This is a genomic window from Sphingomonas sp. TX0543 (assembly GCF_048565505.1).
Taxonomy (GTDB): domain Bacteria; phylum Pseudomonadota; class Alphaproteobacteria; order Sphingomonadales; family Sphingomonadaceae; genus Sphingomonas.
Map to the genome: position 1 here is coordinate 122,159 of NZ_JBLZUS010000004.1, position 10,964 is coordinate 133,122.

Sequence of the window (10,964 nt, forward strand, 5' to 3'; positions counted from 1 at the left end):
TGCCGAGGCAGCGTCGACACGGATCAGTGGAAGTCGTGCGATTTGAAGCGCACGACGTCCTCAGGATCCTTACCGTCCGCATGGGGCGGCCAGTATTGGTTGCGCGGCTCGGGCTGCCATCCCTTGTCCCCGCGATCCGGTGAGCCTGGATGCTGGCCCGCATCGCCGCGCCCGGTGCGGTGCGGGAAGGACATATCTCCGACACGGTGGAGCAGGTCGCCGTGGTCGACGATGCGGTCGCAGATGACGTGGATGACCTCGCCTTCCTTCTGCACGCGCCCCTTCAGACCGACCATGGAAGCCGACATCACGGTGCGGCGCTGCGCCTCGAAGCGGTCGGGCCAGAGGATGCCGTTGGCGATGCCGGTCTCATCCTCGATCGTGATGAACAGCACACCCTTGGCGGATCCGGGCTTTTGACGCACCAGGATGATGCCCGCGACTTCGACATGGCGGCCGTCGCGGACGCTGGCGAGGTCAGCGCAGCGGGTGACGCCGCGGCGTCGCAGCTCGTCGCGCACGAACGTCAGCGGGTGAGCGCGGAGCGACAGCTGGAGGTTACGATAATCCTCGATCACCTCGCGACCGTCGGTCAGCGCCCGTAGCTGCACCTCTGGCTCGATCCCTTCCGCGCTCAGTGTCTCGGCCGCGCGATCGGCTGCGGCGAACAGCGGCAGCGAAGCCTCGCCGAGCCCCCTCACCTTCCAGAGGCCCTGCCGGCGATCGGCGCCGAAGCTGTGGAAGGCATCGCCGTCCGCCAGCTTCTCGATCGCGACGCGCTGTGCGCCCGACCGGCGCCAGACGTCCTCAACGCAGTCATATGCCGTGGTGCTGCGCGCGGAGACGATCTTCGCCCCGTCAGCGTTCGAGAGCCCGCGGATCACCCGCAGGCCGAGCCGCACCGCCAGATAGCGCTCGCCGGTTCGCTCGAGCGTGCAATCCCATCGGCTCGCATTGACGCAAGGTGGTCGCACCTCGACGCCATGCTCGCGCGCGTCGCGGACGATCTGCGCGGGCGCGTAGAAGCCCATAGGCTGCGCGTTCATCAGCGCGGCGCAGAACACGTCTGGATGATGGTGTTTCATCCAGCTGCTCGCATAGGAGATCTTGGCGAAGCTGGCGGCGTGGCTCTCCGGAAAGCCGTAGGAGCCGAAGCCCTCAAGCTGGCGGAAGGTGCGCTCGGCGAAGTCGCGCGGATAGCCGCGTGCGACCATGCCCTCGATCAGCTTCTCGCTAAAGTGGCTGACCCCACCGGTGAATTTGAACGTGGCCATGGCGCGGCGTAGCTGGTCCGCCTCGGCCGGTGTGAAGCCGGCGCCGACGATCGCCACCTTCATGGCCTGCTCTTGGAACAGCGGCACACCGAGCGTCTTCTCGAGCACCGCGCGTAGCTCGGGACGCGGGTATTCCGGCCGTTCGAGTCCCTCGCGCCGGCGTAGGTAGGGATGGACCATGTCGCCCTGGATCGGGCCCGGGCGCACGATCGCGACCTGGATGACAAGGTCGTAGAAGCGGCGCGGCTTCATGCGCGGCAGCATGCTCATCTGCGCGCGGCTCTCGATCTGGAAGGTGCCGAGCGTGTCGGCCTTCTGGATCATGGCGTAGACGTCGGGATCATCGTCCTGCAGGTCGGCCAGCCCAACCCGGATGCCCTTGTCCTGTTCGAGTAGGTTGAAGGCCCGGTTCATGCAGCCGAGCATGCCCAAGCCGAGGACGTCGACCTTCATGAACTTGAGGCTGTCGATGTCGTCCTTGTCCCACTCGATGATCTGGCGATCCTCCATCGCAGCGGGCTCGATCGGCACCAGGTCATCGAGGCGATCATGCGTCAGCACGAAGCCGCCCGGGTGCTGCGACATGTGGCGCGGCACGCCGATGAGCTTGCGCGCGAGGTCGAGCGTGAGCCGCAGCCGGCGGTCGGCGATGTCGAGGTTGAGCTCGTCCACCTGTTTCTCGCCGACGCCCTCGGCCGACCAGCCCCACACAAGGCCGGCGAGCGAGGAGGTCAGGTCCTCCGGTAAGCCTAGCGCCTTTCCGACGTCGCGCACGGCGCCACGCGCGCGGTAGCGCGTCACGACCGCGGTCAGCGCGGAGTGGTTGCGACCGTAGGTCTCATAGATCCACTGGATGATCTCCTCGCGGCGCTCATGCTCGAAGTCGACGTCAATGTCGGGCGGCTCGCGGCGCTCGCCCGACACGAACCGCTCGAAGAGCAGCTCGTGCTTGATTGGGTCGATCGAGGTCACGCCGAGCACGAAGCACACACAGCTATTCGCGGCCGAGCCGCGGCCCTGGCAGAGGATCCCGCGCCGGCGCGCCTCGCGCACGATCGCATAGACGGTGAGGAAGTAGGGTGCGTAGCCAAGCTCGCCGATCAACCGCATCTCATGCGCGATCTGGGTGGTGTAGGCTTCCGGCACATTGCCATCGAACATGCGCTCGACCGCCTCGGTCGCCAGCTTCTGCAAGGCCTCCTGTGCCGTCAGCCCCTCGATCAGCCGCTCGTGCGGGTACTGGTAGGCCAACTCGCCGAGGTCGAAGGTGCAGATGCGCGCGATGTCGACGCTCGCCTGCAGCGCGTCCGGATAGGCGCGAAAGCGCCGGACCATCTCGTCGGGCGATTTCAGCGCGCGGTCCGCATTCACCTCCCGGCGGTAGCCCAGCTCATCAACGGTGCATTTCTCGCGCACCGCCGTGACCACGTCCTGCAGCAGCCGCGCCTCGGGCGCATGGTAGAGCACATCGCCAGTGACGACCGCGCGCACGCCGGCGCCGCCCGCCTGCCTTGCGAGCGCGTCGATGCGGACCGCGTCACCCGGCCGACGCCGCTGGTACAGCGCCATGTAGCCACGGCGCCCGTAGACTGCCTTGAGGTCCTTCAGCGCCGCCAGGTTCTCCTCGTCTGCTTCGCCCGGCAGCAGGATGGCGATGACGCCCTCGGACCATGGCTCGAGGTCGTGCCAGTGGAGCAGGCATGCGCCCTTCCCTGCCCGCTTCTTTCCGACGGTGAGCAGCCGCGTGATCCGCGACCAGGCGGGACGATCGGTGGGATAGAGTAGCAGGCGACGGCCACAGGAGAGGTCGACGCGCGTGCCCGCGATCGAGCGCACGCGGGTCGCCTTCTGCGCCTCCCATGCGCGCACGACGCCCCCAACGGTGCCGATGTCGCTGACGCCGATCGCGGGGTAGCCGAGCAGGGCCGCGGCCGCGAACAGCTCCTCCGGCGACGACGCGCCGCGCAGGAGCGAGAAATGGGTGAGCACCTGCAGCTCGACATAGTGGGTCATCCGAAGACCCCGTGCATCCACCAGGACAGGTCGCCGGTCTGGTCCTCGAAACCGTCGCCGCGCCGGAACACCCAGTAGCGGCCGCCCGCCTCGTCCTCGACGCGGTAATAGTCGCGCACCGCCCACACCTCGGCGTCACGCCGCCACCACTCGCCGTGGACGCGCTCGGGGCCGTCGCCGGCAACGATCTTGTAGGTCTTGCCCCGCCACTCAAATCGGCGCGGTGGCTGGTCTGGCATCAGCGCCATGACGCGCGCCAGCGGTTCCGGCCGAGAAAAGAGACGGATCGGGCGCTTCCACGCGGGCCATGATCCTGGCATCTCCACCGGGTCGGAGCGGGTGACGGCCCGCTCCGGCACATGGCTCTCGACCGGTGCAAGTCGGTAGACGGCATAGCCCCCGATCCTGCCGGCGATGACGTCGACCAGGCGTGCCGGGTCTCGCACCAGCGTCTCACCGGCGAGGACGGCGCCAAGGTCGACCGCATCCAACGGTTCGGTATGCGGCGCTACCAGCCAGAATTGCTCGAGCCCCATGCCGGGGTCGATCCGCTCGATCCTGAGCTTCAGGAGCCTGAGGAGGTGCGATACCTCGCGCGTCGGGCGCGACGTGCCGACACCCACGACCTGTTCCGTGCCGTCGACGCGCAAGCCGGTGAGGCGGAGTGCCCGTGCGCCCAAGCCTCGCGCCTGCAGGACCTGTGCAAGGTCGGTCAGCAGGTCGCCCATGACTTGCTCGATCGCCTCGGCCGTGCCGATCGGCTCAAGGAGACGACGCTCGACGATCGGAACCTCGGCATCCTCGCGCGGGGTGATTGGCTCGGCGACAGCGCCGAGCGCCTGGTCCAAGCGCGTGATCGCCGGCAGGCCAAGCCGACGCGCCAGTGGCCCTCGCGCGACCGGCAGCAGATCCGCTACTGTCTCGAAGCCGAAGCGTTTGGCGGCGCTGAGTGCGCTCGGCGCCAGGCGCAAGGCGACGATCGGCAGCGGCGAGATCGCACTGGCGGTTGCACCCGGCTCGACGCGGGTCAGCTCGCTGCGGCCGAAGCGAGCGAGCGCATGGGCCGCCCCTGCCGTGTCAGCGACGGCCACGCGCGCGGTGAAACCGGCACGACGGCAGAAGGCGATCAGCCGCCTGCAGAACCGCTCCTCGCCACCATGCAGATGCGCGCAGCCTGCAAGGTCGATCCAGAGCCCATCAGAAGGCGTGACAGCAGCAATGGGCGACCAGCGCCGAACCGCGAACAACGCAAGGCGATCGAGGAGTGCAGCATCAGCCTCCGGCTCGGCCGGACGGAAGTCGAGATCCGAAACGAGCGCGCGCGCATGGGTCGCAGCCATACCGGGATGGATGCCAAGCGCCCGTGCACCTTCGCATGCAGCAACCACCTCCTCGCGCCGGCCAGCCTTCCCGATCAGCGCCAACGGTGGAAGGCTATTGGTTTTAATATCCAACGGCGATGCTTTCGGCGTCAGATGCCCTGCGATTACGGCCTTATAGGGATGGCTCGCTGCCTCTGATCGACGGCCGAGCTCGCGCATGGGCGGTTGCGCATGGGTTGGCAGCGCCGCGATCTGCGTCTCGACGTCGGCGCGGGAAGGCAGACCTTCGCGTGCCCACCGCGCACCTGGCCGCCAACCGCCGCCCCGCGGTACCGAACAGGCGCCGGGGTCGTCATCTACCGGCAGCTCGAGGACAGGCCGTTCAGGCTGCCGCGAAGCGGACCGTTCCAACCGTCTCAGCCGCTCGATGGCCAAGTCCGGCAGGAACAGCGAGACGACCCGTCTCATCGCTGCCCTCCACAATCAGGGAGAACCCCTCACCCCCACGCTGGCGAGCGCATTCCACCGCCCATCTCGCCCTTCCTACACCCGCGACCTCAAGCCGCTCGGACGGCGCGGTGCCGATCCTCCAGCGGGTCCAGGCCGCAGATGGCTCGGCGAGCGGATCCTCGTTGAGACCGCGCCGACGACGTAGAAGCAGGACCGGCATGTCAGCCTCGGCCGCGACCAGTTGCAGACGGCGGGTTGCGACCATGGAGACTTTGCTGGCCTCTGCGACGATCGCAGACGGTGTGCCGTCACGCACCGCATCCTCGATCACCGCGAGGAGAGCCGCGTCATCACGGGGTTGTGCATGGATCACGGTTGCGGCCGGTAGTCCGATCTGCTCCAGCGCCGGCGCATACAGGTCGGCGCGGCAGCTGGCCCACAACACCGGTCCGCCTGTCGCAGCAGCTTCACGCGCGGCGATGCTGGCGAGGAATAGGGTCGTTGCCGCGTCGTCGACCATCGTGGCGCTCTGTCCGGTCGCCTCGTGTAGCGCACCAGCGCGAAGGCCCCCTGCCCCGAGCCGTCCGTCGATCGCGTCGACGCCAAAGGGCATGACGCGGAAGTCGGTCGCGGGTGTGGCGATCGTCCGGAGATGCGCTATAGTCGGCGCTGAGGGATTAAGGGCGGCGGACATAAGGGTTAGACTCTACTTGTTCCCTTTATGTTCCGTTAATGCGCCCACCGCGTCAACCGGGTTTCGGGCTGGCCGGCGTCAACTCGTCGCAGATACCCCGACCATCCTGCTCTCGATCGCGACCGGTCCGGCGCCTGGCTGCTTGGCGCGTTGAAGTTGTGTCTGGGCTGCTTCCACTAGCTCCTGAGGCCCCCGGCTGCGTCCCGCTGCAACGCCGGCGGACAAGGAAATCCGGCCAAGCGGCGCATCGCTCTCGCGCACCTTCATTTCGCGAGCGCTTATTGCCTTACAGAGGTCCTCTACCAATTCGCTGGCAGCTGTGAGGCTGATCGGCTCGAGGAGGATGGCAAACGTGCCTCCGTCCCATCGGGCGACCAGATGGCTGCGGCAGTGATCCGTCATCGCTCGTGCGACGGCTTTTAGAAGGCGATCGCCAACTGCGGGCGAGTGGCTCTCGTTGACGCGGCGCAAGCCATCGACGTCAACGAAAGCGAGGCAGGCTGGTTCGCTCCATCCAGCAGCAAGTCGGTCCTCCAGGCCTTTCCGGTTCGTGACCCCAGTCAGTGGGTCGTGTTGTCCCGCTGTCTGGAGGTCTGCCAGTTCGGCACGAATCTGCCGCGCCCGTTGCGCCGCCTGTGCGAAGCTAGCTTCCGCCTCCTCCGCGCGTTTGAGCATCGCCGACAGTAATGGACCGACACTGGTGCCCGGCTGATCCAGGAGCTCGGCCGATGCGGTGACGAGTTCGCGATTGAGGTCGCTGGTCACCGTCATTGCATCGCCGACGACGTCGAGCACACGCAGCGTGATGTGATCTAATTCGGGTACGAGGTTCCTCGCCTGCCCTGCCGGGCGCAGCTTACGGACCTGCTCTTCGGTCAGCCGTACACCGCCATCGATGGCGCTATCGACACGGCCGCGCAGCTGCTCGTCATCTCCAGCCAGATATTCATGGGCGAAGGCGTAGTGGTCCGGCGTGTGCGCGAGCCGATGCTGATCGAGGAAGACGATGACGTCTGGTCCGCCTGGCGGGCGCTTGCGTTGATCTACCATCACCCTGATCCCTCGTGGCGCGATCCCTCCCCGCCGTCACTCAACTGTTAGCGGTCATAGATCTATGTTGCGATCCTTCATCGCCTCCGCGGCCAAATCGCCGATAGGACCGACGCCTCCGACCATCTGGAAAACGACCGTGACGTCGTGATCGTCGATCTTCGACAGCATCAGCCTGACGGCGCCGGTGCCCGCCTTGTCCAGCACAGTCGTTGTGTCGTCGCTCGCCATCGGTAAGGTCCCCACGCTTTCAGAGGGAGTACGATTAGCATGAACGTTGGTGAGCTGGCCAAGGGCGTCGCGGCTGCGACGGGTACGAGCGAGGCGGATGCGAAGAAGGCGATTGCCGCGGTGTTCGACCAGATCGCGGCCGCGGCCGCGAAGGGCGAAGAGGTCTCGATCAATGGCTTTGGCAAGTTCACCGTCAAGGATCGGCCGGAGCGCGAGGGCCGCAACCCGTCGACCGGTGAGGCCATGACGATCGCGGCGTCAAAGAAGGTCGCGTTCACGGCTGCCAAGGGCCTGAAGGACAAGCTCTGAGGCATGCGCGCCGGCGGGGTAGCTCGCCGGCGCCAACAGGAGGCGCGGATGTGCAATCGGTATCGGCTCACGGCCAAGCAGGCCGAGGTGATGGCGGCGTTCGGCATCCGGCCGCCCTTTGAGCCGGACGAAACCTTCCCCGCTGGCGACATATTTCCAACGGGCAACAAGACGCCATTTTATGGCGCGGTGATTGTGCAGGACGGCGACGAGCGCCGGCTTGAGCGCATGGAGTGGGGCGTCCCGACGCAGGTGCCTAGCAAGCGCGATCCTTCGGTCAGGCTGACTAAGTACGTGACCAACGTGCGCAACCTCAGCTCGAGCTTTTGGCGATCGATGCTGACCACCCCGGCGCGGCGCTGCCTAGTGCCAGTGACGTCATTTTCGGAGTACGGGCTTACCGCAGGCGAGGACGGAAAGAAACCGCTTCACTGGTTCGACGTGCCGAGCCGTCCGGTTTTTGCTTTCGCTGGCATATGGCGTCCCACAGATCGCGGTAGTGCATACGGATTTCTCACCACTGAGCCGAACACGATTGTCGCACCAATTCATCCCAAAGCGATGCCGGTGATTCTTCACGACGAAGATTATGACCGGTGGCTTTCAGCGCCCTGGGATGATGTGAAGCGGCTGGTTGAGCCCTACCCATCCCAGCTCATGTGTGTAAGAGTGGCATCATCGGATCAGCACCACTCATAATTGTGCAGCGAGGCGGCTTACCGAAGGGGTTACTGTGGCACTATGAGCCTTGTTAACGTCTTTCCTGGTATAGCAATCTGCATATCGTTGTTCGCGGTATTTTTCGCGCGAAGATCGTCTCAGATTGCCTTGTTAGCGAACGCGCCGTCTGTGTTCATACAGTCCGGAATCCGACCGCTGGACGAGCACGAGGATCAACTGATAGTTGCTCTCGTAAACTCAGGTCCAACGGAAGCGCTTGACGTCTATATCGAGCTTTACTCAAGTCTGGATCAAGGCGAAATCAACAACGGCTTTCCGTTGCGTTTGCCACTTTCCACATGGCGAGAGCCGCGCATCCTAGCGAAGTCCTCGATACGTCTCACATCCAGAATGATAATGTACCGGGGCCTCGGCCTTCCACCTAGATTTTACGCTAGCGGATTCCTCTTCGCGTGGGTTTTCTGGAAGGACCGTCTCGGGGGGCATCACGCTAGATTTGAGCCTGTTTATGACCTCGACGGTGACGCCCACGCTGACACCTCCAAGGCGCGCACAATCGGACCCACCAAGGTTTCGCCGCTAGCGCACGCACGTTGGAAAGCAGAAACACGACGACGCCGACGACTACGTCAGAAGAGATCCAAACCTCATCAGGTGATCGATCCGCGTATCCGAACGCAGTCCGTTTACTCGGTCAAAGCCGAACCAGGCGATTTTGCGAAGCCCCTTGAGGAACTGTTTCCCACGGCTGCGCACTCCACATTGAGCTACCCACTCCTAACGATAACTTCAGAGCAAGAAGGTGACGCGCCACGGATGTATGTCGTCACGGACGAGCCTAACGTTGTTGACACGGTTTGGACGTATCTTACAACGTGGGCTGAGCAGGCTGCGGATACTCAGCTTCGCCGTTACAGATCCCTAAATGATTATACAGTCATCCGCATCCCGTGGAACCATGCAACTGTGGTGACCAAGCTTGAATCCATATTGGATCAGGTTCGAGCGGCTTATCAGGAAAATCCAGGAAGAACGAAACCTCCTTCGATTCACCTTAATCTATCGGAGACAGATGGCAATCGCGTGTCAGCTAGCTCTGTAATTTCTGGGCACTCATAACGCTTTGGCTACCTTGTCTCTGGTATCGCCCTACCTGCCTTAGACGCACTTAATCAGCCAACCATCCGGCTGTAGAAAAGGATTGCCGATGACTGTCGCACAAGCCCTCTTCGGCGCTCACTCACCCGAGGCAAAGCTTACTGTTTGGCAGCAGCTATCTGTTTGGCTAATTGCATTAGGTGGTGCACTGGTAGGTCTCCTTTTAGTCCCTACTTTAGTATTCTCAGACTTACTGAATGACCTCACCGCTCAGCGTTCGCTCGGCCATGCGACGGTGCTAACATCGTCGCATTTATGGGGGCTTGCCTTATCGCTAGTCTTTGCAGTCTTTTCGTCGGTTATCGCTGGCGGCGTATTGAAAATGGCTACCAATAATTCTCCAATACAGTGGTCGGCCTACGCACTTTTGTTATCTCTATGCGCGCTTGCAGCGGCGACGTACTTTATAAGTGAGGCGCGTCCCGCCTTCTCAGGGCCAACTGCTAAGGGCACCGTGTGGGTAATGCCGTGGCTTGGAACGATTGCTGTTCTTCTTGGATGGACGCTGAAGGCGCCGTGGGATCGCAGCGCTCAGATTGTAAGCGAGAAGACTACCGAAGTAACTGGGTGGCTTGATAAACCAGACGCCTTCACAAAAGCTGTTACATCGAGATTTGCGGCCTTTCCACTACTCGCAGCCGAGGTGCTCGAGGCAAAGGACCGAAAGGCACCGCTCGAACCCGAGTGATCCTGAGATAGCTATTTTCAAGCTATCCCATTGCCGATCGAGCAAACGCGATATAGATTGGAGGCACGTTCGGCGATAGGTCCACAATCCCACCTGTCGGGAAGCCTTTAAGTAGCCTTTCAGCTACCCTGGGTTTCCACGTTTTGAGACTATACGGTCTCTTGGCTGACGACCCCTCTTATGAGGGTTTGTGGTTTGCCGGGCGCGTGATGAGGGAGATGCATATGGCCCAAAAGCCCCGCATCAGTCTTGATCCCGAGAAGGTGGTTCTTATCACCGCAGTCCTCGGACTGCTTGATAAAATCGCTGATATCGTGATCAAGGCTGTCAGCTATGACCGTCGCTGTCCACAATTACTCCTTTAAGTACGATCGCCGGGGCAAGCCGGTTTTTGCCCCGTCCAAGGTAGGCCGGCGCATCGGCAGTGAGATCAAAGACGCAGTCGAAGCAACTTTCGCTTTCAGTCCGATCTTCTTTCATTTTCGTGCCGGAGGGCATGTCGCCGCGATTCATCATCACCGGCCGTCTCGGTTTTTTGCCCGGATAGACATCGCTCGCTTCTTTTATAGTATTTCCCGACGCCGCGTACAAAGTGCACTAGACCGGATAGGTGTAGGTAACGCGGCTTTCTATGCGAAGTGGTCGACCGTCGCTAACCCGTTTGAGGCTCCGAGGTACGCCTTGCCTTACGGCTTTGTGCAGTCGCCGATTCTCGCATCTTTAGTGCTGGCCTCGTCCACCGTCGGAGAGCATCTAGGCATGCTACCGCCCGAGGTCACTGTAAGCGTCTACGTCGATGACATATCGCTTTCTTCGGACAACCTGGGGGTTCTGGAGGCGGCATATGACGCAACGATCAGCGTCCTCGAAGCAGATGGTTTTCAGGTCAGCGCAGATAAACTCCGTCCACCCGCTGCGGCCATCGACGTTTTCAACTGTGACTTGGCCCACGGGCTTTCGAAGGTCCGTGATGATCGTATCGATCAATTTATGTCCAACGCGCCCTCACACGAGGCGGAAGCAGCTTTCGCTGCCTACTGCGCATCGGTCGAGGTCGGTAACGGCTAAAGAGGTTGGGGTCGGTTCCGGCTGAG

At 63.1% G+C, this 10,964-nt stretch carries 9 protein-coding genes; 4 read left to right on the forward strand and 5 right to left on the reverse strand.

Going from position 1 to position 10,964, the window contains the following annotated elements:
* Positions 1 to 23: 23 nt before the first annotated feature.
* The 5 genes from ACM61V_RS20200 to ACM61V_RS20220 all read right to left on the reverse strand — a co-directional run bounded on the left by ACM61V_RS20200 (position 24) and on the right by ACM61V_RS20220 (position 7,034).
* Positions 24 to 3,287 (reverse strand): error-prone DNA polymerase, encoded by a 3,264-nt coding sequence (locus ACM61V_RS20200; protein ID WP_419714619.1) that lies wholly within the window; start codon positions 3,285 to 3,287, stop codon positions 24 to 26.
* Positions 3,284 to 5,077 (reverse strand): DNA polymerase Y family protein, encoded by a 1,794-nt coding sequence (locus ACM61V_RS20205; protein ID WP_419714620.1) that lies wholly within the window; start codon positions 5,075 to 5,077, stop codon positions 3,284 to 3,286. The genes ACM61V_RS20200 and ACM61V_RS20205 overlap by 4 nt, the downstream gene beginning before the upstream one ends.
* Complete coding sequence (locus ACM61V_RS20210; RefSeq protein WP_419714621.1) at positions 4,992 to 5,753, reverse strand: ImuA family protein; 762 nt, start codon at positions 5,751 to 5,753, stop codon at positions 4,992 to 4,994. The genes ACM61V_RS20205 and ACM61V_RS20210 overlap by 86 nt, the downstream gene beginning before the upstream one ends.
* Positions 5,754 to 5,831: 78 nt before the next feature.
* The gene (locus tag ACM61V_RS20215; RefSeq protein ID WP_419714622.1) at positions 5,832 to 6,803 is read right to left on the reverse strand and encodes a GGDEF domain-containing protein; all 972 of its coding nucleotides are present in this window, start codon (positions 6,801 to 6,803) and stop codon (positions 5,832 to 5,834) included.
* 54 nt (positions 6,804 to 6,857) lie between these two features.
* Entirely contained in the window at positions 6,858 to 7,034 is a 177-nt protein-coding gene (locus tag ACM61V_RS20220) for a hypothetical protein (RefSeq protein WP_419714623.1), read from the reverse strand.
* Positions 7,035 to 7,073: 39 nt separating this feature from the next.
* Here ACM61V_RS20220 and ACM61V_RS20225 point away from each other — a divergent pair, with 39 nt between their 5' ends.
* The 4 genes from ACM61V_RS20225 to ACM61V_RS20240 all read left to right on the forward strand — a co-directional run bounded on the left by ACM61V_RS20225 (position 7,074) and on the right by ACM61V_RS20240 (position 10,938).
* Complete coding sequence (locus ACM61V_RS20225) at positions 7,074 to 7,343, forward strand: HU family DNA-binding protein (protein WP_419714624.1); 270 nt, start codon at positions 7,074 to 7,076, stop codon at positions 7,341 to 7,343.
* 48 nt (positions 7,344 to 7,391) lie between these two features.
* Positions 7,392 to 8,042 carry an SOS response-associated peptidase gene (locus tag ACM61V_RS20230; RefSeq protein WP_419714625.1) on the forward strand — a complete coding sequence of 217 codons (651 nt, stop codon included), beginning with the start codon at positions 7,392 to 7,394 and terminating at the stop codon, positions 8,040 to 8,042.
* A gap of 1,189 nt (positions 8,043 to 9,231) precedes the next feature.
* Complete coding sequence (locus ACM61V_RS20235; protein WP_419714626.1) at positions 9,232 to 9,870, forward strand: hypothetical protein; 639 nt, start codon at positions 9,232 to 9,234, stop codon at positions 9,868 to 9,870.
* A gap of 333 nt (positions 9,871 to 10,203) precedes the next feature.
* A complete protein-coding gene (locus tag ACM61V_RS20240; protein ID WP_419714627.1) occupies positions 10,204 to 10,938 on the forward strand; it encodes a reverse transcriptase domain-containing protein in 735 nt (244 codons plus the stop codon).
* Positions 10,939 to 10,964 lie beyond the last annotated feature (26 nt).